Source organism: Plasticicumulans lactativorans (assembly GCF_004341245.1).
Taxonomy (GTDB): Bacteria; Pseudomonadota; Gammaproteobacteria; order Competibacterales; family Competibacteraceae; genus Plasticicumulans_A; species Plasticicumulans_A lactativorans.
Genome location: NZ_SLWY01000015.1, coordinates 1 through 22,479 on the forward strand (window position 1 = coordinate 1; position 22,479 = coordinate 22,479).

The following is a 22,479-nucleotide window of genomic DNA, read 5'->3' on the forward strand; positions in this document are numbered from 1 at the left end:
CGTGTTCTTCCACTCCCTCGCGCTCGCCGCGCTGGTCGGCGTGCTGGTGACGCTGATGGCCTACGTGCCACCCTTCACCAAACTCGTCTACTGAGACCGCATCAGGACGACAGTGCTACCGGCGGCGGCCTCGCCGCCGGCCTTTTCCTCAGTCGAGCACCATCACCGCGTCGATCTCGACCAGCGACCCGCGCGGCAGCGCGGCGACGCCGATCGCGGCGCGCGCCGGGTAGGGCTCGCGGAAATACTCGGCCATGATCTCGTTGACCTTGGCGAAGTGGCCGAGGTCGGTCAGGAACACGGTGATGCGGGCGACCTGCGCGAAGGAGCCGCCGGCGGCCTCGCACACCGCCTGCAGGTTGTCGAACACACGCCGCACCTGCGCCTCGATGCCCTCGACGATCTGCATCGTCGCCGGGTCGAGCGGAATCTGCCCGGACAGGTAGACGGTGTCGCCGCACTTGACGGCCTGGGAATAGGTGCCGATGGCGGCCGGGGCGTGCTCGGTGACGATGATCTTGCGGGGCATGGGTCGCTCCTGCTGGATGGGCGGGGCGCCTATGGAATGCGCAGTCGCAGGGAGCGTCAAGCCACGGCTGTAAACGCCTCTGGACGCTGCCAGGCGTTCAGGACGAGCGCCGGGTCAGGCGCAGCACCTCGGGGAGCTGGCGCAGGCGCTTCATCACGCGCGCGAGCTGGGTGCGATCGCGCACGTTGAGGGTGAGCAGGATGGTGCCGACGACGCCGTCGCGCTCCGAGGTCTGGATGGTCTCGATGTTGGTGTCGCTCTCGGCGATCGCCGCGGCGACGGTCGCGAACACGCCGCGCTTGTTGCTGACGTCGAGGCGCAGGTCGACCGGGAAGTCGCCGCTGACGCCGTGCGCCCACTCGACCTCGATCCACTTCTCGGGATTCTTCTTGTAGTCGGCGACGTTGCGGCAGGTGTCGCGGTGGATCACCACGCCGCGCCCGGCGGTCAGGTAGCCGATGATGGCGTCGCCCGGCAGCGGCCGGCAGCAGCGCCCGAAGCTCACCACCGTGCCCTCGGTGCCGCGGATCAGCAGCGGCTGCCCGGTGCCGCTGCGCGCGGCGGCCTCGTGGACGGTCTCGGCGCCCGGCAGCAGGCGCTTGGCGAGCAGCGGGGCGACGCGCAGGCCGAGACCGATGTCGGCGAGCAGGTCGTCGAAGCCTGCGACGTTGAGCTCCTTCACCAGCGCCTGCACGCGCTCGGGCGGCAGCTCGGACAGGCTCGACACATAGCCGAGCAGGGATTTCTCCAGCAGGCGCTTGCCGAGCAGGATCGCCTCCTCGCGCTGCAGGTTCTTCAGGTAATGGCGGATGCTCGAACGCGCCTTGGCGGTGACGACGAAGGACAGCCAGGCCGGGTTGGGGCGCGCGGTCGGCGTGATGATCACCTCGACGGTCTGGCCGTTCTCGAGCGGCGTGCGCAGCGGCACCAGGCGGCGGTCGACCTTGGCGGCGACGCAGGTGTTGCCGACGTCGGAGTGGATCGCGTAGGCGAAGTCGACCGCGGTGGCGCCGCGCGGCAGTTCGATGATTTCGCCGCGCGGCGTGAACACGTACACCTCGTCGGGGAAGAGGTCCATCTTCACGCTTTCGAGGAACTCGACCGAGTTGCCGGCGCGCCGCTGCATGTCGAGCAGCTTCTGCAGCCACTCGCGCGCGCGCACCTGCGCCGGGTTGCCCTGCGCACCCGGCGACTTGTACAGCCAGTGCGCGGCAACGCCGGCCTCGGCCATCACGTGCATGTCGTAGGTGCGGATCTGCACCTCGATCGGCACCCCGTGCGGACCGAACAGCACCGTGTGCAGCGACTGGTAGCCGTTCGCCTTGGGGATCGCGATGTAGTCCTTGAACTTGCCCATCAGCGGCTTGTACAGCCCGTGCACCAGCCCGAGCACGCGGTAGCAGGTGTCGACGCTGTCGACGATGATGCGCAGCGCGTAGACGTCGTAGACCTCCTTCAGGGGCAGGCGCTTGGCCTTCATCTTCTTGTAGATGCCCCAGAGGTGCTTCTCGCGCCCGACCACGCGCGCCTTCACGCCCTCTTCGAGCAGGCGGTTGCGCACGCGGGTTTCGAGCTGGCCCATGATCTCGCGGCGGTTGCCGCGCATCTTGCGCACGGCGTCGGCGAGCACGCGGTGGCGCAGCGGGTAGAGGTAGGCGAAACCCAGGCTCTCGAGTTCGAGGCGCAGGTGGTTCATGCCCAGGCGCCCGGAGATCGGGGCGTAGATGTCGAGCGTCTCGCGGGCGATGCGGCGCCGCTTCTGCGGCGGCATCGCGCCGAGGGTGCGCATGTTGTGCAGGCGGTCGGCGAGCTTGACCATGATCACGCGGATGTCCTTGGCCATCGCCAGGAACATCTTGCGGAAGTTCTCGGCCTGCGCCTCGACCTTGGAGCTGAACTGGATCTGCGTGAGCTTGCTGACGCCGTCGACGAGCTCGGCGACCTCCGTGCCGAAGCGCTCGGCGATCTGCTCCTTGCTGATCTTGGTGTCTTCGATGACGTCGTGCAGCACCGCCGCCATCAGCGTCTCGTGGTCGAAACGCACCTCGGCGAGGATGCGCGTGACCGCGATCGGGTGGAAGACGTAGGGCTCGCCGCTCTTGCGCGACTGCCCGCGGTGGGCCTCGGCGGAGAACCAGCAGGCCTGGCGCACCGCCTCGATCTGGGACGCGTCGAGATACGCCGCGAGCACCGAACACAGATCGTCGATGCGCAGGACGAGGTCTTCCGACCAGTCGGGTTCGATCGGCAGCGGGCTCGCGGGGGTCATGCGGTGCCTCGGTGGACGGGGGCGCGCCACATCCCCCCTGCCTCGGAGTCTACCGCGCGGCGAAGGTTTCCGGCGGGATCAGAGATCGCCTTCGGCGTCCGCATCGAGCCGCAGGTCGATCGATTCCATCGCCACGCGCTCGGGCTCGGGCGCGGGGCGGAAGTTCAGCGGCTCGCGCAGCAGGGCGATCGGGTCGACCAGGTCGGCGGCGATCTCGCGCAGCGCGATCACCGTGGGCTTGTCGTTCTCCTCGGGCACCAGGGGCATCTGCCCGAGCGCGATCTGCCGCGCCCGACGCGAGGCCACCAGCACGAGCTGGAAGCGGTTCTCCACTTTGTCCAGGCAGTCTTCAACCGTTACACGAGCCATTTCGGAACATCACCTCGAAACTTCGGGCGCCGGCGAGCGCCGCGCAAAGGGAGCCAGTCTAGCCGCCCGCGCCGCCACCCGACAACAGCGCCTCGAGCAATGCCGCATGGCGCACACGCTGTGCGGCGTGGCGCTGGCGGTGGGCGATCAGGATCGCCCGCAGTTCGCCGAGCGCGGTGGCGAAATCGTCGTTGATCACCAGGTAGTCGAACTCGGCGTGGTGCGACATCTCGGCGACGGCGTCGCGCATGCGCCGCTCGACCAGCGCCGGCGCATCCTGCCCGCGCCCGGTCAGGCGCGTGCGCAGGGCCTCGACCGAGGGCGGCAGGATGAACACGCCCTCGCTGCCCGGCAGCGCCGCGCGCACCTGTCGCGCGCCCTGCCAGTCGATCTCCAGGATCACGTCGCAGCCGGCGGCCAGCCGCGCGGCGACGGCCTCGCGGGTGGTGCCGTAGTAGTGGTCGAACACCCGCGCGTGTTCGAGGAAGCGCCCCGCGGCGATCAGCGCCTCGAACCGCGCCACGTCGACGAAGTGGTAGTGCACGCCGTCGACCTCGCCCGGGCGCGGTGCGCGCGTGGTGTGCGACACCGACACCTCGACCCCCGGCGTGGACTCGATCAGCGCGCGCACCAGGCTGGTCTTGCCCGCCCCGGAGGGCGCGGCGACGATGTAGAGGCAGCCGTGGGCGTGCATGGTCGGCATCACTCGATGTTCTGGATCTGCTCGCGCATCTGTTCGATCAGCACCTTCAGTTCCACCGCGGCGCGCGTGGTCTCGGTGTCGAGCGATTTCGACGACAGCGTGTTGGACTCGCGGTTGAGCTCCTGCATCAGGAAGTCGAGCCGGCGGCCGACCGGTTCCTTGCGCTCCAGCACCGCGGCGATCTCGGCGAGGTGCGCGTCGAGCCGGTCGAGCTCCTCGTCGACGTCGAGGCGCTGCGCGGCGATCACCATCTCCTGCTCGATGCGCCCGGGGTCGGCGCCGGTGGCCAGCTCGGCGAGCCGCGCGACCAGCTTGTCGCGCAGCCGTGCCAGCACCTCGGGGCGGCGCGCCCGCACCAGCCGCACCTGCACGGCGACGGCGTCGAGCCGGGTGCGGATCATCTCGGCGGTGCGTGCGCCCTCGCGCTCGCGGGTCGCGATCAGTTCGCGCAGCGTGGCGTCGAGCACCTCGAGGATGTCGCGCGCGATCGGCTCCATGTCCTGCTCGGGCTCGGCGATCACGCCGGGGAAGCGCATCACGTCGGCGAGCCGCAGGCCGGTGCCCGGCCCCATCAGCCCTTCGAGCTCGCCGGCCAGCTCCAGCAGCCGCTCGGCCAGCGGACGGTTGAGGCTGAGGGCGGACGCCTGCACCGTCGCCGGCTGGAAGCGCAGCCCGCAGTCGACCTTGCCGCGTGACAGGTAGCCGCCGATCTTCTCGCGCGCGGCGAGCTCGAGCGCGCGCAGGCTCTCGGGCATGCGCATCGTCACTTCAAGGTAGCGGTGGTTGACGGTGCGCAGCTCCCAGGCGATGACCCCGGCGGGCGTGCGCCGCTCACAGCGGGCGAAGGCGGTCATGCTGCGGATCATCGGCAACTCCCGTGGCGACGGCAGGGGGAGCGGCATGGTAGCCGCTCGCGCCGGCACGCGGAACCGCGGAACGGCCTTGCTATACTGCGCGGCCCTCCAGCCCCGACAGGTATCGCCATGCGTCCCAGCGGCCGCGCGCCCGACGAACTCCGCACCATCCGCATCACGCGCCAGTTCACCAAGCACGCCGAGGGCTCGGTGCTGGTGGAGTTCGGCGACACCCGCGTGCTGTGCACCGCGAGCGTGGAGGAGCGCGTGCCGCCCTTCCTGAAGGGCAAGGGCCAGGGCTGGATCACCGCCGAGTACGGCATGCTGCCGCGCGCCACCCACACGCGCAGCCCGCGCGAGGCGGCCAAGGGCAAGCAGAGCGGGCGCTCGATGGAGATCCAGCGCCTGATCGGCCGCGCGCTGCGCGCCACGGTCGACCTCGAAGCCCTCGGCGAACGCAGCATCACCCTCGACTGCGACGTGCTGCAGGCCGACGGCGGCACCCGCACCGCGGCGATCACCGGCAGCTTCGTCGCGCTCGCCGACGCCGTGCGCACCCTGCTCGAACGCCGCGCGCTGAAGAAGAACCCGCTGCACGGCCAGGTCGCCTCGGTGTCGGTGGGCATCTGCAAGGGCGTGCCGGTGCTCGACCTCGACTACGCCGAGGACGCCGACGCCGAAACCGACATGAACGTGGTGATGAACGACGCCGGCGCTTTCATCGAGATCCAGGGCACCGCCGAGGGGCACGCCTTCCGCCAGGACGAACTCGACGCGCTGCTCGCGCTGGCGCGCGGCGGCATCGCCAGCCTGCTCGACAAGCAGCGCGAAGCGCTCGGTCTCGGGCGCTGAGCCGGAGCCCCGCCGATGATCGCGCTGCCGCACCGCGCCGTGCTCGCCACCGGCAACCCGGGCAAGGCCCGCGAGTTCGCCGCGCTGCTCGCCGACCTCGGCATCGAGGTGCTGCCGCAGAGCGCCTTCGGCGTGCCCGAGGCGGCGGAGACCGGGCTGTCCTTCGTCGAGAACGCGATCCTCAAGGCCCGCAACGCCGCGCGCCACACCGGGCTCGCCGCGCTCGCCGACGATTCCGGCATCGAGGTCGACGCGCTGAACGGCGCGCCCGGCATCTACTCGGCCCGCTACGCCGGCGTCGGCGCCGGCGACGCCGCCAACCTGGAGAAACTGCTCGAGGTGCTGCGCACGGTGCCGGCCGAGCAGCGCAGCGCGCGCTTCCGCTGCGTGCTGGTGTGGATGCGCCACGCCGAGGACGCCACCCCGGTGATCGCCCAGGGCACCTGGGAGGGCTCGATCACCACGGCGGCGCGCGGCAGTGGCGGCTTCGGCTACGACCCGGTGTTCGAGGTCGCCGGCCTCGGCCTGACCGCCGCCGAGCTCGACGCCGCCACCAAGAACCGCCTGAGTCACCGCGCGCGGGCGATGGCGTGCCTGCGCGCGCTCCTCGCCGGCGGCTGACGCGCCGGCTCAGCCGCCGGCGTCGAACGGGCGCCCCTCGGTGAGCGACAGCAGCAGCGGTTCGAGCTGGCGCCACACCCGTTCGGCCTCGCGCCGGCCGACGAGCTGCGGCAGCAGCCCGCGCAGAGCCTCGAGTTCGGCCTGCAGTGCCGCGGCGCTGGCGACGGCGTCGATGCGCTCGACCCGCCGCGCGGCCACCGGCCCGAGGGCGCCGAGCAGCACGTAGCGCGCGAAGCCCTTGGCCTGATCGAGGTCGAAGCCGGCCGCCGTGTCCGCCACCGCGCGCGACGGCTCGCGCAGCACGATGAAGCCGCGCGCGGCGAGTTCCTGCAGCGCGCCGGCGATGTCGCCGAGACGCGCCAGCCGCGCGACCATCTCGGCCACCGACGCACGCCCGTCGACCATGATCAGGATGCGGCGCAGGCGCACCGCGAGCCCGTGGGTACGTCCGAGGATCTCCGCCAGTCCCTTGTCGGTCTTGATGTAGACGTCGGTCGGCGCCATGCTGCCTCGCCTCGATCGTGTCGGGTGCCCGCGATCCGGGCGCGTGGTCAGGGTCGGGTCTGCGTGCGCGGTGTCTTAGTGCAAAACCCGCCGCGCACACAAGCGTTCGCCCTCAGGTCATGCCGATGCTCCAGTTCTCCGCCGCGATCCCGCTCGCGCTCTACGTGCACATCCCCTGGTGCGTGCGCAAGTGTCCGTACTGCGACTTCAACTCGCACGCGGCGCCCGAGGCGCTGCCCGAGGCCACCTACGTCGACGCCCTGCTCGCCGATCTCGAACAGGACCTGCCGCGGGTGTGGGGGCGACGCCTGGAGAGCGTGTTCATCGGCGGCGGCACGCCGAGCCTGTTCTCGGCCGAGGCGATCGACCGCCTGCTGTCGGGCCTGCGCGCGCGCCTGCCGCTGCACGGTGCGCTGGAGGTGACGCTCGAAGCCAACCCGGGCACCGTCGAGGCCGCGAAGTTCGCCGAGTTCCGCGCCGCCGGCATCAACCGCCTGTCGATCGGCGTGCAGAGCTTCGCCGACGACGCGCTCGTCGCGCTCGGGCGCATCCACGGCCGGCGCGAGGCGATCCGCGCCGCCGAGGCCGCCCACGCGAGCGGCTTCGACAACTTCAACCTCGACCTGATGTTCGGCCTGCCGCGGCAGACGCCGGCCGCGGCGCTCGCCGACGTCGCCACCGCGATCGACCTCGAACCGACGCACCTGTCGCACTACCAGCTCACGCTCGAACCCAACACGCTGTTCCACCGCCATCCACCGCCGCTGCCCGACGACGATGCACTGTGGACGATGCAGGAAGCCTGTCAGGCGCGGCTCGCGGCGCACGGCTACGCGCAGTACGAGGTCTCGGCGTACGCCCGCGCCGGGCGGCAGTGCCGCCACAACCTCAACTACTGGGAGTTCGGCGACTACCTCGGCATCGGCGCCGGCGCCCACGCCAAGCTCACCGATCCGGCGCGCGGCGAGATCCAGCGCCTGTGGAAGACCCGCCACCCGCGCGACTACCTCGAGCGCGCCGCGAGCCCCGCGGTGCGCGGCGGCGATGCCCCGGTGCCCACCGCCGAGCTGCCGTTCGAGTTCATGCTGAACGCGCTGCGGCTGAACGCGGGCGTGCCGGCGAGCCTGTTCGGCGAGCGCACCGGGCTGCCCGACGAGACGATCGCCGCGACCGTGGCGCGTGCCCGCGACGAGGGCCTGCTCGACCCCGACCCGGCGCGCCTGCAGGCGAGCGAGCGCGGCCTGCGCTTCCTCAACGACCTGCTGACGCGCTTCATCGCCGAGCCGCCGGCGTGAGGCTCGACGCGGTGACGGTGGACTGCCCCTACTGCGGCGAAGCCTTCGAGGCGCTCGCCGACGCCTCGGCCGGCGACGCCGACTACGTCGAGGACTGTCCGGTGTGCTGCCGGCCGATCGCGTTCCGCCTGCGCGTGGACGCCGACGGCACGCCGCGGCTGGAAGCGCGCCGCGAGGACGACTGAGGGCGCCACCGCGGCCTTGTTCGCGCGCCGCGGCGATTGCTAGCATCCCCGCGCCCGGTGCGCCGGGAACCGATCCCGACCGCCATGGAGCGCCGCCGTGGGCCAGTTCATCGTGTCGCGCCGCGACGCCTCCCCGCCCCTTCGCCCCGTCCCCACGGACCCCCTGGCGTCCCACGGCTTCGGCGCCCCCGCCCGCCTCGCCACCGCCGACCACGACATCCTGGTCCACGGCAAGCTCAACGGCCTGCCGCCGGTGGTGGTGCACGCGCCGGACGGCAGCGGCTTCGCCGTGCAGACCGGCACCTTCTACTACCGCGGGCAGGCCGGCGCCGCGGGCCTGGCGGCACTGCTCGCCGACTTCGACGGCACGACCTTCCCGTGGGCCGACTGCATCGGCCACTACGCGGTGCTGCTGTACCGGGGCGGGCGCCTGTACCTCGCGAACGACGCCCTCGGCGCCTACAAGGTCTACCACGATGCCGGCGGGCGCGTGTACGCCAGCGCCTTCACCGCGGTGCAGCAGCGGCTGCCGCGGGTGACGCCCGATCCGCAGGGGGTGTACGAGTACGCCTGGAACGGCGCCGGCTACGGCGACAAGACCTTCTGCGCCGAGATCCGCATGCTGCGCCGCGGCCAGCTGCTCGCGCTCGACGCGCCGCCGCGGGTGCTCGCCGAGGCGGCACTGACGCTCGCGGAAGGGCCGGCGGACTTCGAGGACACCGCCCAGCGCTGCGCGGCGCGGCTGCGCGCGGTGTTCGCGGTATACGCCGGCGCCGGCGGGCGCTTCCGCACCGCGCTGTCCGGCGGCTACGACTCGCGCCTGCTGCTCGCGCTGCTGCTCGACGCCGGGCTCGACCCGCAGCTCTTCGTCTACGGCGATGCCGCCGACGACGACGTGGTGATCGCGAAGACGGTCGCGGCCGGTGAGGGCCTGGCGATCGATCACATCGACAAGCGCAGCCGCGGCGTGGCCGCCGAGGACTGGCCGGCGGCGGTCGCGCACGGCCATGCCTGCTTCGACGGCTGGAAGAACGACGGCCTGTTCGACAACGGCGCCGACGCGCACGACCGGCTGGCGCGCGCCACCGACGACACCATCGTGCTCAACGGCTCGGTCGGCGAGATCTTCCGCAACTTCTTCTACCTGCCGCAGCGCCGCTACGCGCTGCGCGAACTGGTGTGGTCGTTCTACTCGCGCTACGCCCCGGCGGCGTGCACCGGCGCCTTCGACGTCCGCGCCTTCGAGGACGCGATGATCGCCGACATGCAGGCGGCGATCGGCGTGACCGGGCCGCGGGTCACGCGTGCCGAGCTGGAGGCGCTGTACCCGCTGTACCGCGGGCGCTACTGGACCGCGCGCGACGTCGGCCTCAACCAGCGCTTCGGGCGCATGCTGTTCCCGTTCATGGAGGCCGGCGTGATCGCCGGCATGCCGGGCGTGCCGGTCGCGTACAAGAACTACGGCCGGCTCGAAGCGCGCATCATCGAGATCATCCGCCCCTCGCTCGCGCGCCACACCACGAGCTACGGCTTCGCCCCGGCGACGCCGGCGCCCTTCGCCTACAGGCTGAAGATGGCGACGACCCTGTGGCGGCCCACCTGGCTGCGCCGCTACAGCTACCGCCTGCAGTACGCGCACCGGCGCGGCGAGCGCCCGGCATACCTGCGCGACGAGCGGCTACGCCAGGTGATGGACCCGACGCTGCCGGTGATGCGCGCGTTCTTCCGCCCCGAACACGTCCACGACGCCGATGCCTACAACCGCATCGCCACCATGGACTACCTGTTCCAGACCCACGGCGGGTGACGGCTCAGACCAGTTCGGCGTAGAGGTCGTGCTCGTCGGCGTCGGTGACGCGCACGCGGGCGAACTGGCCGACCGAGAGCTCGAGCCCCTCCTCCACCCACACGGTGCCGTCGATCTCGGGCGCATCGGCGGCGGAGCGGGCGCAGGCCCAGCCCTCCTCGTCATGGCCGTCGACCAGCACGTCGATCTCGCGGCCGAGCTTGCCCGCGAGCCGCTCGGCGCTGATCTCGGCCTGCACCGCCATGAAGCGCTCCAGGCGCTCCTGCTTGAGCGCCTCGGGCACCGCACCGGGCAGGGCATTGGCCGGCGCGCCCTCGACCGGCGAGTAGGCGAAGCAGCCGACGCGGTCGAGCCGCGCCTCCCGCAGGAAGGCCAGCAGCTCCTCGAACTCCGCCTCGGTCTCGCCCGGGAAGCCGACGATGAAGGTGCTGCGCAGGGTGATGTCGGGGCAGATCCCGCGCCAGCGGCGGATGCGGGCGAGCGTGCCGTCGATGTCGCCGGGGCGCTTCATCAGCTTGAGGATGCGCGGGCTCGCGTGCTGCAGCGGCACGTCGAGGTAGGGCAGCACCTTGCCCGCGGCCATCAGCGGCACGACCTCGTCCACGTGCGGGTACGGGTAGACGTAGTGCAGGCGCACCCACACGCCGAGCGTGCCGAGCGCCTCGACCAGTTCGGTCATGCGGGTCCTGAGCGGGCGCCCGTTCCAGAAGCCGGTGCGGTAGCGGGTGTCGACGCCGTAGGCGCTGGTGTCCTGCGAGATCACCAGCAGTTCCTGCACCCCCGACGCGACCAGGTTCTCGGCCTCGCGCAGCACCTCGCCGACCGGGCGGCTGACCAGGTCGCCGCGCATCTGCGGGATGATGCAGAAGCTGCAGCGGTGGTTGCAGCCCTCGGAAATCTTCAGGTACGCATAGTGGCGCGGCGTGAGCTTGATGCCGGCGGGCGGCACGAGGTCGATGAAGGGGTCGTGCGGGCGCGGCAGATGGGTGTGCACCGCCCCCATCACGTCTTCGAGCGCGTGCGGGCCGGTGACGGCGAGCACCTTCGGGTGCACGTCGGTGATGCGCTCCGGGCGTGCCCCCAGGCAGCCGGTGACGATGACCTTGCCGTTCTCGGCCAGGGCCTCGCCGATGGCGTCGAGCGATTCGGCCACCGCGGCATCGATGAAGCCGCAGGTGTTGACGACCACGAGATCGGCATTCTCGTAGGTGGGTGCGATCCCGTAACCTTCGGCGCGCAGCCGCGTCAGGATCTGCTCGGAGTCGACCAGGGCCTTCGGACAGCCGAGGCTGACGAAGCCGACCGTAGGTTCGGACTTGGCCATTTTTTCCTACCGGATAAAGCGGTTAGCGATCGGTTCGCCAGCGCCGCGGAGGCGCGGCTTATACCCGAGCCGCCCCTGCCGCGCAAGCCCCGAAGGCAGGCTCGGCTTGCGCCCGCTGGGTGATTTGCTTACATTACGCGCCCTTTACCGCGCCCTGGGGCGCACGCATTCACGGGTGGCGCCCGCCGCGCCCCCGCCACGATCCACGCACGCAGAGCTTGGCGACCATGAAGAAAGGCATCCACCCCGAGTACCGCGCAGTGGTATTCCAGGACGTTTCGACGGATTTCGCATTTCTGACCCGTTCGACGATCAAGACCAGGGAACGGACCACCTGGACCGACGGCAAGGAATACCCGCTGGTGAAGGTCGAGGTATCGAGCGCCTCCCACCCCTTCTACACCGGCAAGCAGAAGATCGTCGACACCGCCGGGCGCGTCGACCGCTTCCGCCGCAAGTACGGCCTGTCCTGAGCCCGGCCGGCCGGCAGCACGCGAAAGGCACCCTTCGGGGTGCCTTTTTTGTTCCCGAGGCGGCCCGCGAACGCCCCTTACAACAAGCGGAATTTATCATTTATTTCATGGGCTTGAGCCGAAAGATCGGGATTTCGCATCAAGGGATGGAAAGGACACGACAAAGCCTCCGGCCGTAGGCTATGATCCGCGCCGACTCGATTACTCCGGGGGGGCCGCGTGCTGCTCGACACGAGCGCTGCGGACGGAGTCCATGGACGACGTCGTGCCGTTTCGATGTACGCGCGTCCAGGTACCACTCGAGGCCGACAGTTGCATCAGCGGAATTCCGTACCCGCGCGGGCGGATTCGGCGTGCGCACCTGCTTCTTCATCGCGTTTCAGGAGGTAGCCGAATGTCCAATTCGACCGTCACCCTCAAGGACAACACGTCCGGCAAGACAGTCGACATGCCGATCCTCACGCCGACGCACGGTGAGTCCGTCGTCGATATCGGCTCGCTCCACAAGGAGTTCGGCTACTTCACCTATGACCCGGGCTTCGTCTCCACCTCGAGCTGTAAGAGCGCGATCACCTACCTCGACGGCGACAAGGGTGAACTGCTGTACCGGGGCTACCCGATCGAGCAACTCGCCGAACAGTGCTCGCATCTGGAAGTCAGTTACCTGCTGCTCAACGGCGAACTGCCGACCGCCCAGCAGCTCACCGATTTCGAGCACATCATCTCGCATCACACGCTGATCAAGGACGCGCTGCTCAAGTTCTTCGACGGCTTCAATTACGACGCCCACCCGATGGCGATGATGACCGGCGTCGTCGGTTCGCTCGCCGGCTTCTACCACGACAACCTGAACATCCTCGATCCCGAGCATCGCAAGATCACCGCACATCGGCTGATCGCGAAGATGCCGACCATCGCCGCCGCCTGCTACAAGCACAACATCCAGCAGCCGTTCATGTACCCGCGCAACGACCTCTCGTACTGCGGGAACCTGCTGCACATGATGTTCGCGACGCCGTGCGAGGAGTACGAAATCGACCCGATCGCCGAGAAGGCGATGGACGTGCTGTTCATCCTGCACGCCGACCACGAGCAGAACGCCTCGACCTCGACCGTGCGGCTCGCCGGCTCGTCGGACGCCAACCCTTACGCCGCGATCGCCGCCGGCATCGCCTGCCTGTGGGGCCCTGCCCACGGCGGCGCCAACGAAGCCGTGCTGCGCATGCTGGACCAGATCGGCGACGTCTCGAACATCGAGAAGTACATCGCCAAGGCCAAGGACAAGAACGACTCGTTCAAGCTGATGGGCTTCGGCCACCGCGTCTACAAGAACTTCGACCCGCGTGCCAAGATCATCAAGGGCATCTGCCATCAGGTGCTGGCCAAGTACGGCAATGACCCCCGAATGGAACTGGCGATGCGGCTCGAGGAGATCGCGCTGCGGGACGAGTACTTCGTCGAGCGCAAGCTCTACCCGAACGTCGATTTCTACTCGGGCATCATCTACAAGGCGCTGGGCATCCCGGTGGAGATGTTCACGCCGATGTTCGCGATCGCGCGCACGGTGGGCTGGATCAGCCACTGGGTCGAGATGATCTCGGATCCGGCGAAGAAGATCGGCCGGCCGCGCCAGCTCTACATCGGCGCGGCGAAGCGCACGGTTCCCGGCCTCGGCGAACGCGGATAAGCGTCCGCGCGGTAACGTATCGCCATCGAGAAAAGGGCGCCCGCCGGGCGCCCTTTTCTTTTGCCCCGATGCTGCGGCCGTTCGGCGCGGCGCCGCCAAGGCTCCCGGCGCCCAATGAAAAACCCCCGTGGCCAACGCCCGGGGGTTTTGCAGAAAACGGCCGACCGGCCGGTCGTGCAGCGCTTATCGGAAGCGGTCGAGCACTGCGAAGATGCGGGCGCTGATCTCGTCGATGCCACCGACGCCCTTGACGGTGTCGAGCCGGCCCTGGCGCGAGTAGTACTCGATCAACGGTGCGGTCTGCTCCTCGTAGACGGCGAGCCGCTTGCGGATGGTCGCCTCGTTGTCATCGGCGCGCCCGCGCGACAGCAGGCGGCGGGTGATCTCATCGAAGTCGACATCGAAGAACACCACCACGTCGAGCGGCTGCCCGAGACGCCCGAGCAGCACGTCGAGCGCCTCGGCCTGCGCCAGCGTGCGCGGGAATCCATCGAACAGGAAACCGGCCGCCATCCCCTTGACCAGGCGTTCCTCGATCATGCCGAGGACGATGTCGTCCGACACCAGTCCGCCCGCCGACATGATCGCCTGGGCCTTCTTGCCGAGTTCGCTGCCAGCCGCGACTTCTGCCCGCAGCAGGTCGCCGGTCGAAATGTGGGTGATCCCGTAACGGGCCACGATGTTTTCGGCCTGGGTCCCCTTGCCGGACCCCGGCGCACCGAGCAGCACAGTTCTCATATCGACGTTCCCTTACTGAAGGTTCAAGACGGCGGGAGCGGACTCCGCCAGCGCTGGAAATTCCCGTCAATTGCGACAGGAGAGATCTTTTTTGTTATTTGAAAGCTTCACTTGTTTTCGCGACGCTGTCAATTCGCCCGAGCGTCTCGACGGGCCACTTTGGTCGATCGAAGCGGCAATTCTTCCGAAGCCCCCTTTATCGCCATCGCCCTTTATAAATCAATCCACTGCAATTACCCATCGACACCGGTGAAATGACCGGCCAGTGGTTTTTTCCCATTCGAAACGGCAATCCCGTCGTACAGGCCTGCGGTGAGCAGTTTTCCCACCCGGCCACGGCTCTCGCGTGCTTGCCTGACTGCCCAGCGCGGGTGGCGGGTGCTACACTGCGCGGCGGTTTCCCACACTGTTAACGAGGGGTAGCAGATGATCCTGGATCGAGTGAACGCCGGCCGCGACCTTCCCAATGACTTCAACGTGATCATCGAGATTCCCGCCAACGCGGATCCGGTGAAGTACGAGGTCGACAAGGACACCGGCGCGCTGTTTGTCGACCGCTTCATGAACACCGCGATGCACTACCCCTGCAATTACGGCTATATCCCCGACACGCTGTGCGAGGACGGCGACCCGCTCGACGTGCTCGTCGTGACGCCGTTCCCGCTGGTGTCGGGCTGCGTGGTGCGCTGCCGGCCGCTGGGCCTGCTGAAGATGTCGGACGAGGCCGGCGGCGACTCGAAGCTGGTCGCGGTGCCGATCAAGAAGCAGTGCGCGATGTACGAGAAGGTCGAGTCGATCGAGGACCTGCCCGAAATGCTGCGCGCGCAGATCTCGCACTTCTTCGAGCACTACAAGGATCTCGACAAGGGCAAGTGGGTCAAGGTCGACGGCTGGGCCTCGCTCGAAGAGGCCAAGGCGGAGATCGCCACCAGCGTCACCCGCTACGAAGCCTCGAAGTAAGCCCCCCGGCCGCTGCGCCCCCGCTCCGGCGCGCAGCGGCCACGCGCTCTCCCGCCATGAGTGAACTCACCCATTTCAACGCCGCGGGCGAGGCGCACATGGTGGACGTCGGGCACAAGCCCGACACCCGCCGTGTCGCGGTGGCCGAAGGCCGCATCCGCATGCACGCCGACACGCTCGAACGCATCCGCGCGGGTACGCACCGCAAGGGCGACGTGCTCGGCATCGCGCGGATCGCCGCGATCATGGCGACCAAGCGCACCGCGGACCTGATCCCGCTGTGTCACCCTATCGCCCTGACCCACGTGGAGGTCAGCTTCGATCTCGACGTCGCGGACGGCGCCGTGCGCTGCCGGGTCACCACGGAAACGGTCGGCCCGACCGGCGTGGAGATGGAAGCGCTGACCGGCGTGCAGATCGCGCTGCTGACGATCTACGACATGTGCAAGGCGCTCGACCGCGGCATGTGCATCGACGGCGTGGGTCTGCTGGAGAAATCGGGCGGGCGCTCCGGGCACTGGCGCCGCGAGCCGCCGCCTTGACCAGCCTCTACATCGACTCACCCGCCGAGCTGCTGGCGCTGCTGCCGCGGATGCGGGCCGCGCCCTGGGTGGCGCTCGACACCGAGTTCATGCGCGAGCGGACGTTCTTCCCGCAGCTGTGCCTGCTGCAGGTGGCCGGCCCGGACTACGTGGCCTGCATCGACCCGCTGCGGCTCGACAGCCTCGAGCCGCTGTTCGAGGTGTTGCTCGATCCGCACATCGTCAAGGTGCTGCACGCGGCGCATCAGGATCTGGAGGTCATCCACCACGCCTGCGGACGCCTGCCGGCACCGGTGTTCGATACCCAGGTCGCAGCCGCGCTGCTCGGTGCCGGCGAACAGATCGGCTACGCGGCGCTGGTGCAGGATCTGCTCGGCGTGACGCTCGACAAGTCACAGAGCCGCACCGACTGGGCACGCCGCCCGCTGCATCCCGCGCAGATCGCCTATGCCGCCGACGACGTCCGCTACCTGCGCGAGGTCTTCGCACGCCAGCAGGCCGAACTGGCACGGCGCGGACGCAGCGACTGGCTCACCGAGGACTGCGCCGCACTGGTCGACCCGGCGCGCTACACCGAGGAGCCGGAGCAGGCCTGGCACCGCGTCAAGGGCCACCAGAACCTGCGCGGCGTGCAACTCGCCGTTCTGCGCGCCCTGGCGGCCTGGCGCGAGCAACGCGCCAACACCGCCAATCGGCCGCGCCGCTGGATCGTCGCCGATGACACCCTGCTCGAACTCGCGCGGCGCAGCCCCGCGGACCTCGACGCGCTGGCGCGCATCGGCGGCGTCGAGGCGGGGCTCCTGCAGCGCCACGGCGAACACCTGCTCGACCTGATCGCCACCGCGCGCGCCGAACCGCGCACGCTCTGGCCCAGCGTGACGCCGCGGCGCCTCCCCGGCGGCGCCCAGGCGGCGCAACTCGATGCCCTGCAGCGCGTGGTGCAGGCGCAGGCGGGCGAACTCGGCATCGCGCCTTCGCTGCTCGCCTCGCGGCGCGACCTCGAACGCCTCGTCGACGGCGCGCGCGACGTGCCGCTGCTGCGCGGCTGGCGCGCCCGTGTCGCCGGGCAGGCAGCCCTGGCTCTGCTGTCGGCAGCGGACGCCGGGCCGGTGGCCGTCCCGGCACCGGCCGACGGACGCCCCGATCAGGCGTCGTAAGGAGCGTAGAAGGCCCTGATCGCCGCCATGTCGGCCTGCGCATCGCCCGTCGGATGGAACAGCGGGCCGAGCCCGCCGACGCGCCGGCGCGCATCGACGTAGGCGAGCAGGATCGGCACGCCGGCCTGGGCGGCGATGTGGTAGAAGCCGGTGCGCCAGCGCTGCACCTGCTTGCGCGTGCCCTCGGGGGCGATCACCAGCACCAGCCGCTCCCGCGCGTCGAAGGCCGCGACCGCGGCATCGACGAGCCCGTGCGGACGGCTGCGATCGACCGGCACGCCGCCGAGCCAGCGGAACAGGCCGCCGAGGGGACTGGCGAACAGCGAGTCCTTGCCCATCCAGACGAACTCGACGCGGAAATGCAGCGCCATCGCCAGCATCAGGGCGAAGTCCCAGTTCGACGTGTGCGGCGCGCCGATCACGACGTACCTGGGTAGCTCGGGCAACTGCCCCTCGATCCGCCAGCCGCTCAGGCGCAGGCAGGCCGCCGCGAGCGCGCGCAGCGGGCGCAGGCGGGTGAAGGTGGCGGGATGCAGGCCCATGCACGAGGCCGACGCCGGCCTAACCGGGCCGGCGCCGCGGCGCGCTCGCGCCGGTACGGCTCAGACGTGCTCGTGCAGCCCGCATTCGCGCTTCAGGCCGAAGAAACGGGTTTCCTCTTCGCTCATGCCGTCGGCGAGCCGGCGCGTGGTGTGGACGTCGCCGATCGACACGTAGCCCTGCTCCCACAGCGGGTGGTAGGGCAGGTCGTGGGCGCTCAGGTAGCGGTACACGTCACGATCGGTCCAGTCGATGATCGGATGGACCTTGTAGCGCCCGTTGCGCTGCGCGACCACGTCGAGGTGCGCGCGGCTGCGCGCCTGCTGGCGGCGCAGGCCGGCGATCCAGGCCTCGGCGCCGAGTTCCTTCAGCGCCCGCTGCATCGGCTCGACCTTGTTGATCTGGTTGTAGCGCTCGATCCCTTCGAGCCCCTGCTCCCAGAGCCGGCCATAACGCGCCTCCTGCCAGGCCGGGCTCTGTGCGGAACGGTAGACGTGCAGGTTGAGGTCGAGCCGCTCGGTGAGCGCGTCGATGAAGCGGTAGGTCTCGTGGAACAGATAGCCGGTATCGATCAGGATCACCGGGATGTCGGGCCGCTGCCGCGTCACCAGATGCAGACACACCGCCGCCTGCGCGCCGAAGCTGGACGACAGCACCAGCCGCTCGTCGAAACGCTCCACCGCCCACGCCACGCGCTCCTCGGCGCTGGCGGACTCCAGGCGGTGGTTGATCTCGGCCAGCGTTGGCGGCGTCTCGAACGGGACGAGCACGGAATGGGCCTGCGCGGACATCGCTAATCTCCCGGATCGGCGAGGCGGGCGGTCTCGTGAACCGCTACCCCAAGGGCTGCAAACCATAAACCGATCGCGAGCTAACAAAAAGGAATTACTGGCGATAACTTTATGCACCTCGGTCGATATCCGGTGCGACGACCAGCATGTGCACGCCGCACCGCTCCCGCGCGACCCGGCGCGCCGCCTGTCGTCGCCGCGGGTGCGGGTGTTACCATCGCGCCCTGAATTCCGGGGTCCGGCGCCGCCACGGCGTCGCTCACGCACGTACGTACATGCCCATTCCCGAGGAGCGCCCAAGATGAGCGAGATGAATGTCGAGCAGGCCCGCTTCAACATGGTCGAACAGCAGATACGGACGTGGGAGGTGCTCGACCAGCGGGTGCTCGACGTGCTGCGCCGCGTGCCCCGCGAAGCCTTCGTGCCGGAGCGCTACCGGAACCTGGCCTTCAGCGACGTGCGCCTGCCGATCGGTCACGGCGAGTTCATGATGAATCCGAACCTCGAGGGCCGCCTGCTGCAGGCGCTCGAAATCGGCCCGCAGGACCGCATCCTCGAAATCGGCACCGGTTCGGGCTTCGTCACCGCGTGCCTGGCGAGCCTCGGCGGCAGCGTCCTCAGCGTCGACATCCACGCGGACTTCACCGAGGCCGCGCAGGGCAAGCTGCGCAGCCAGGGCATCCAGAACGTGCAGTTCCAGACCGGCGACGCGGCGCACGGCTGGGGCACGCAGCGCTACGACGCGATCGCAATCACCGGCTCGCTGCCGGAGCTGGCGACGGCGTGGCAGGAACGCCTGGCGATCGGCGGGCGGCTGTTCGCGATCGTCGGCGATGCCCCGATCATGGAGGCGATCGTCGTGCGCCGGATCGACGAGCGCGAATGGACCCAGGAGAGCCTGTTCGAGACTGACTTCCCGCGCCTGGTCAACGCCGCGCGCCCGCCCGCGTTCGTGTTCTGAGCACCCCTGCGGCCTCGCCATGCAACGCCTGACGCCGGTCGAACTCCACGCCCTCCTCGCCGCGGTCGACCCGGCGCCGCTGCTGCTCGACGTGCGCGAGGACTGGGAGTTCGCGTATTGCCGCATCGACGGCTCCGTCAACGTCCCGCTCGGCCGCCTGCCCGAGGCCGCCCCCCGCCTGACCCGCGCCGCGCCGGTGGTGGTGATCTGCCACCACGGCGTCCGCAGCGCGCACGCCGCCCACTACCTGGAGCAAATCGGCTTTGCCGAGGTCTCCAACCTGGAGGGCGGTATCGATGCCTGGGCGCGCCAGATCGACCCGGAGGTACCGCTGTACTGACCTCCTGCGGACCGGCATGGGCGCGCCTTCCGTGCGCTCGGCAGAGCGGGTCGCCCGTTTGCGCCACCAGAGTAGTCCGACATGCGCTTCCCCACCCGACTGCTGACCGTGCTCTGCCTCGGTCTCGGTTTCTGCCTCCCGAATGCCCACGGTGCCGACCTGCTCCGCGCCTACCGTGACGCTGCCGATGGCAACCCGCTGTTCAAGGCGGCCGGCGCCGCACGCCTCGCGGCGCAGGAAAGCCAGCCGCAGGCGCTCGCCAACATGCTGCCGAACCTCCAGGCGACGGCCGATCAGGCACGCGACTTCGGCGTCAACGGCATCCCCGGCGTCTCCGAATACAACAGCCACCAGTACGGCGTGACGCTGACCCAGCCGATCTACAACGAAGCCAACCTGGTGCAACTGCGCCAGGCCGATTCGCGGGTCAGCCAGGCCGACGCCGACTACCGTGCGGCCGAGCAGGACCTGATCATCGCCGTCGCCACACGCTACTTCACCACGCTCGCCGCGAGCGACAACCTGCGCTTCGCACGCGCCGAGAAGGACGCTGTCGGCCGCGAGCTGGAACAGGCCAAGCGCCGCTTCGAGGTCGGCCTGGTGACGATCGTCGACGTCCAGGAGGCGCAGGCGCGCTACGACCTCACGGTCGCCGACGAGATCGCCGCCGACAACCTGCTCTCCGACGCCAGCGAGTCGCTGCGCGTCATCACCGGCCAGACCTACGACGATCTGGTGCCGCTCAGCGAGCGCATGCCGCTGATCGGGCCGCAGCCGGCGCGCGTCGACACCTGGATCGAGCAGGCGCTCGAACACAACCCGCAACTGCAGAGCGGCGCGCAGGCGGTGGAGATCGCGCGGGAGAACGTCAACCTGCAGCGCTCCGGCCACTACCCCACGCTCGACCTCGTCGGCGGCTACTACGACAACGACTCGGGGCCGCGCGGCGGCGACCTCAGCGGCAACCGGGTCAGCCTGCAGCTGACCATCCCGCTCTACCAGGGCGGCGCGGTGACCTCGCGCACGCGCCAGGCCGCCTACGAGCACGAGGCAACCAAGCAGCAGCTCGAAGGCTCGCAGCGCGACATCGTGCGCCAGGTGCGCAACGCCTACCGCGGCCAGGAGGCGGCGATCAGCCGCGTCAAGGCGCTCAAGCAGGCGCTGGTGTCGAACCGCAGCTCGCTCGAAGCCACCCGCGCCGGCCTCGAGGTCGGCACCCGCACCATCGTCGACGTGCTCGATGCCGAGCGCGAGCTGTACCGCGCCGAGCGCGACTACGCCCGCGCGCGCTACGACTACGTGCTCAGCCGGCTGCAGCTCAAGCAGGCCGGCGGCCAGCTCACCGAGGAAGAGCTGGCCGCGGTGAACGCCTGGCTGCAGCCGACGCAGCCCGCTGCCCGCCAGCCGACGCAGCCCGCCGGCCGCCGCTGACGCCCGCCCGATGCCGCGCGCCACCCCGCTCGACCGCGCCCACTGGATCTTCGATCTCGACGGCACCCTGACCGAGGCGGTACACGACTTCGCCGCGATCCGCCGCCGCCTCGGCATCCCCGCCGGCATCGACATCCTCGCCTACCTGGACCACCAGCCGCCGGCGCGCGCGCGCGCCCTGCACGCGCAGCTCGACGCCATCGAGCACGCGTACGCCGGGCAGGCCACCGCCGCGCCCGGCTGCCACGCCCTGCTCGCGGCGCTCGCGCGCCGCGGCGTGCGGCTCGGCATCGTCACCCGCAACACCCGCGCCGTCGCCCACGCGGTGCTGCGGCGCATCGGCGTCGCCGCGTACTTCGACGCCGAGCACGTGCTCGGGCGCGGCGAGGCCATCCCCAAGCCGCACCCCGACGGCGTCCAGCAGCTGATGCGCCGCTGGAACGCCGGCGGCGACGAGGTGCTCGTCGTCGGTGACTACCTGTACGATCTGCTGAGCGGCCGTGCCGCGGGAGCGGCCACCGTCCACGTCGATCGCAGCGGCAGCTGGGCCTGGCCCGAACACGCCGATCTCTGCGTCGCCTCGCTCGATGAGCTCGCCCTGCGGCTGGACCGCTGATCCGTCCCACTGAGGAGCCCCGCATGCTGCCCCCCGACATCGACGCCCAGGTCCGTGCCGCGCTCGCCGAAGACATCGGCAGCGGCGACCTCACCGCGGACCTGATCCCCGCCGACGCCCGCGCCCGCGCCACCGTCATCAGCCGCGAGCCGGCGGTGCTGTGCGGCACGGCGTGGTTCGAGGCGGCGTTCCGCCCGCTCGACCCCGCGGTGCGCATCGACTGGAGCGCCGCCGACGGCGACGAGGTCGCGCCCGGGCAGGTGCTCTGCACGGTCGCCGGGCGCACCCGCGCGCTGCTGAGCGGCGAGCGCACCGCGCTCAACTTCCTGCAGACGCTGTCGGCCACCGCCACCGAGGTGCGCCGCTACGTCCGTGCCATCGCCGGTACCCGCGCCGCCGTGCTCGACACCCGCAAGACCCTGCCCGGCCTGCGCCTGGCGCAGAAGTACGCGGTCACCTGCGGCGGCGGGCGCAACCACCGCAAGGGCCTGTACGACGCCATCCTGATCAAGGAAAACCACATCATGGCCGCCGGCTCGATCACCGCCGCGATCGACCGCGCCCGCATGCTGCACCCGGGGGTGATGATCGAGGTCGAGGTGGAGACGCTCGCCGAGCTCGACGAGGCCCTGGCGGCGCGCCCCGACGTCGTCATGCTCGACAACTTCGACCTCGCCACGATGCGCGTCGCCGTCGAGCGCACCGCCGGTCGCGTCAGGCTCGAAGCCTCGGGCAACGTCGACCTGCAGCGCATCGGCGCAGTGGCGGCGACCGGCGTTGACTTCATCTCGGTCGGCGCACTGACCAAGGACGTGCGCGCGATCGATCTGTCGATGCGCCTGCAGCACGACTGACGCCGCCGCGCCGCCAGCCGCGGCCGGCGGCGCGACGCGCAGCCGATGCCCTTGCGGAGCGCATCGATGGGGCCGTG

General features: G+C 70.2%; 25 protein-coding genes. 15 read left to right on the forward strand and 10 right to left on the reverse strand.

Features of this window, described 5'->3' with window-relative positions:
* Positions 1-148 precede the first annotated feature (148 nt).
* The 5 genes from EV699_RS13855 to EV699_RS13875 all read right to left on the reverse strand — a co-directional run bounded on the left by EV699_RS13855 (position 149) and on the right by EV699_RS13875 (position 4,736).
* On the reverse strand, positions 149-529 hold the full coding sequence (locus tag EV699_RS13855) for a RidA family protein (RefSeq protein ID WP_132543736.1): 381 nt from the start codon (positions 527-529) through the stop codon (positions 149-151).
* 97 nt (positions 530-626) lie between these two features.
* Complete coding sequence (gene spoT / locus EV699_RS13860) at positions 627-2,798, reverse strand: bifunctional GTP diphosphokinase/guanosine-3',5'-bis pyrophosphate 3'-pyrophosphohydrolase (protein WP_132543738.1); 2,172 nt, start codon at positions 2,796-2,798, stop codon at positions 627-629.
* Between the two features lie 78 nt (positions 2,799-2,876).
* Complete coding sequence (gene rpoZ / locus EV699_RS13865) at positions 2,877-3,167, reverse strand: DNA-directed RNA polymerase subunit omega (protein ID WP_132543740.1); 291 nt, start codon at positions 3,165-3,167, stop codon at positions 2,877-2,879.
* Positions 3,168-3,225: 58 nt separating this feature from the next.
* Positions 3,226-3,861, reverse strand: coding sequence for a guanylate kinase (gene gmk, locus EV699_RS13870; protein WP_132544013.1), 636 nt, complete (start codon positions 3,859-3,861; stop codon positions 3,226-3,228).
* Between the two features lie 8 nt (positions 3,862-3,869).
* Complete coding sequence (locus EV699_RS13875; RefSeq protein WP_132543742.1) at positions 3,870-4,736, reverse strand: YicC/YloC family endoribonuclease; 867 nt, start codon at positions 4,734-4,736, stop codon at positions 3,870-3,872.
* 117 nt (positions 4,737-4,853) lie between these two features.
* Here EV699_RS13875 and rph point away from each other — a divergent pair, with 117 nt between their 5' ends.
* Positions 4,854-5,576: a ribonuclease PH gene (rph, locus tag EV699_RS13880; protein WP_132543744.1), complete on the forward strand. Its 723-nt coding sequence runs from the start codon at positions 4,854-4,856 to the stop codon at positions 5,574-5,576.
* Between the two features lie 15 nt (positions 5,577-5,591).
* Entirely contained in the window at positions 5,592-6,197 is a 606-nt protein-coding gene (gene rdgB / locus EV699_RS13885) for an RdgB/HAM1 family non-canonical purine NTP pyrophosphatase (RefSeq protein WP_132543746.1), read from the forward strand.
* A 9-nt stretch (positions 6,198-6,206) separates the two neighbouring features.
* Here rdgB and EV699_RS13890 read toward each other — a convergent pair whose 3' ends face one another.
* Positions 6,207-6,701, reverse strand: a complete 495-nt coding sequence (locus tag EV699_RS13890) for a hypothetical protein (protein ID WP_132543748.1) — start codon at positions 6,699-6,701, stop codon at positions 6,207-6,209.
* A gap of 125 nt (positions 6,702-6,826) precedes the next feature.
* Between EV699_RS13890 and hemW the strand changes: the two genes are divergently transcribed.
* The 3 genes from hemW (at position 6,827) to EV699_RS13905 (ending at position 9,988) form a co-directional block, all read left to right on the forward strand.
* The gene (gene hemW, locus EV699_RS13895; protein ID WP_132543750.1) at positions 6,827-7,996 is read left to right on the forward strand and encodes a radical SAM family heme chaperone HemW; all 1,170 of its coding nucleotides are present in this window, start codon (positions 6,827-6,829) and stop codon (positions 7,994-7,996) included.
* Complete coding sequence (locus EV699_RS13900) at positions 7,993-8,181, forward strand: CPXCG motif-containing cysteine-rich protein (protein ID WP_165904144.1); 189 nt, start codon at positions 7,993-7,995, stop codon at positions 8,179-8,181. The genes hemW and EV699_RS13900 overlap by 4 nt, the downstream gene beginning before the upstream one ends.
* A gap of 97 nt (positions 8,182-8,278) precedes the next feature.
* Entirely contained in the window at positions 8,279-9,988 is a 1,710-nt protein-coding gene (locus EV699_RS13905) for an asparagine synthetase B family protein (RefSeq protein ID WP_132543752.1), read from the forward strand.
* A gap of 4 nt (positions 9,989-9,992) precedes the next feature.
* On the opposite strand, the gene rimO is transcribed toward EV699_RS13905, so the two are convergent.
* Positions 9,993-11,312: a 30S ribosomal protein S12 methylthiotransferase RimO gene (gene rimO, locus EV699_RS13910; RefSeq protein ID WP_132543754.1), complete on the reverse strand. Its 1,320-nt coding sequence runs from the start codon at positions 11,310-11,312 to the stop codon at positions 9,993-9,995.
* A gap of 227 nt (positions 11,313-11,539) precedes the next feature.
* On the opposite strand from rimO, the gene EV699_RS13915 reads away from it, so the two are divergent.
* Positions 11,540-11,785 (forward strand): type B 50S ribosomal protein L31, encoded by a 246-nt coding sequence (locus EV699_RS13915; protein WP_132543756.1) that lies wholly within the window; start codon positions 11,540-11,542, stop codon positions 11,783-11,785.
* A 394-nt stretch (positions 11,786-12,179) separates the two neighbouring features.
* Entirely contained in the window at positions 12,180-13,472 is a 1,293-nt protein-coding gene (locus EV699_RS13920) for a citrate synthase (RefSeq protein ID WP_132543758.1), read from the forward strand.
* Between the two features lie 183 nt (positions 13,473-13,655).
* On the opposite strand, the gene EV699_RS13925 is transcribed toward EV699_RS13920, so the two are convergent.
* Complete coding sequence (locus EV699_RS13925; protein WP_132543760.1) at positions 13,656-14,210, reverse strand: adenylate kinase; 555 nt, start codon at positions 14,208-14,210, stop codon at positions 13,656-13,658.
* A gap of 426 nt (positions 14,211-14,636) precedes the next feature.
* On the opposite strand from EV699_RS13925, the gene ppa reads away from it, so the two are divergent.
* Genes ppa through rnd form a run of 3 tightly spaced genes read left to right on the forward strand, consistent with a single transcriptional unit; the run spans position 14,637 to position 16,869 of the window.
* On the forward strand, positions 14,637-15,170 hold the full coding sequence (ppa, locus tag EV699_RS13930) for an inorganic diphosphatase (protein ID WP_132543762.1): 534 nt from the start codon (positions 14,637-14,639) through the stop codon (positions 15,168-15,170).
* Positions 15,171-15,226: 56 nt separating this feature from the next.
* Positions 15,227-15,712, forward strand: a complete 486-nt coding sequence (gene moaC / locus EV699_RS13935; RefSeq protein ID WP_132543764.1) for a cyclic pyranopterin monophosphate synthase MoaC — start codon at positions 15,227-15,229, stop codon at positions 15,710-15,712.
* Positions 15,709-16,869, forward strand: a complete 1,161-nt coding sequence (gene rnd / locus EV699_RS13940; protein ID WP_132543766.1) for a ribonuclease D — start codon at positions 15,709-15,711, stop codon at positions 16,867-16,869. The genes moaC and rnd overlap by 4 nt, the downstream gene beginning before the upstream one ends.
* On the opposite strand, the gene EV699_RS13945 is transcribed toward rnd, so the two are convergent.
* Both EV699_RS13945 and EV699_RS13950 read right to left on the reverse strand, forming a co-directional pair.
* Entirely contained in the window at positions 16,857-17,411 is a 555-nt protein-coding gene (locus EV699_RS13945) for a lysophospholipid acyltransferase family protein (protein ID WP_132543768.1), read from the reverse strand. The two genes, rnd and EV699_RS13945, sit on opposite strands and share 13 nt — an antisense overlap.
* Before the next feature lie 60 nt (positions 17,412-17,471).
* A complete protein-coding gene (locus EV699_RS13950; protein ID WP_132543770.1) occupies positions 17,472-18,200 on the reverse strand; it encodes a phosphoadenylyl-sulfate reductase in 729 nt (242 codons plus the stop codon).
* Positions 18,201-18,501: 301 nt separating this feature from the next.
* On the opposite strand from EV699_RS13950, the gene EV699_RS13955 reads away from it, so the two are divergent.
* The 5 genes from EV699_RS13955 to nadC all read left to right on the forward strand — a co-directional run bounded on the left by EV699_RS13955 (position 18,502) and on the right by nadC (position 22,402).
* Positions 18,502-19,161 (forward strand): protein-L-isoaspartate O-methyltransferase family protein, encoded by a 660-nt coding sequence (locus EV699_RS13955; RefSeq protein WP_132543772.1) that lies wholly within the window; start codon positions 18,502-18,504, stop codon positions 19,159-19,161.
* Positions 19,162-19,180: 19 nt separating this feature from the next.
* Positions 19,181-19,501: a rhodanese-like domain-containing protein gene (locus EV699_RS13960; protein WP_132543774.1), complete on the forward strand. Its 321-nt coding sequence runs from the start codon at positions 19,181-19,183 to the stop codon at positions 19,499-19,501.
* A gap of 81 nt (positions 19,502-19,582) precedes the next feature.
* Entirely contained in the window at positions 19,583-20,932 is a 1,350-nt protein-coding gene (locus EV699_RS13965; RefSeq protein WP_132543776.1) for a TolC family outer membrane protein, read from the forward strand.
* Between the two features lie 10 nt (positions 20,933-20,942).
* Positions 20,943-21,548, forward strand: coding sequence for an HAD family hydrolase (locus tag EV699_RS13970; protein ID WP_132543778.1), 606 nt, complete (start codon positions 20,943-20,945; stop codon positions 21,546-21,548).
* Positions 21,549-21,571: 23 nt separating this feature from the next.
* Complete coding sequence (gene nadC, locus EV699_RS13975; protein ID WP_132543780.1) at positions 21,572-22,402, forward strand: carboxylating nicotinate-nucleotide diphosphorylase; 831 nt, start codon at positions 21,572-21,574, stop codon at positions 22,400-22,402.
* Positions 22,403-22,479 lie beyond the last annotated feature (77 nt).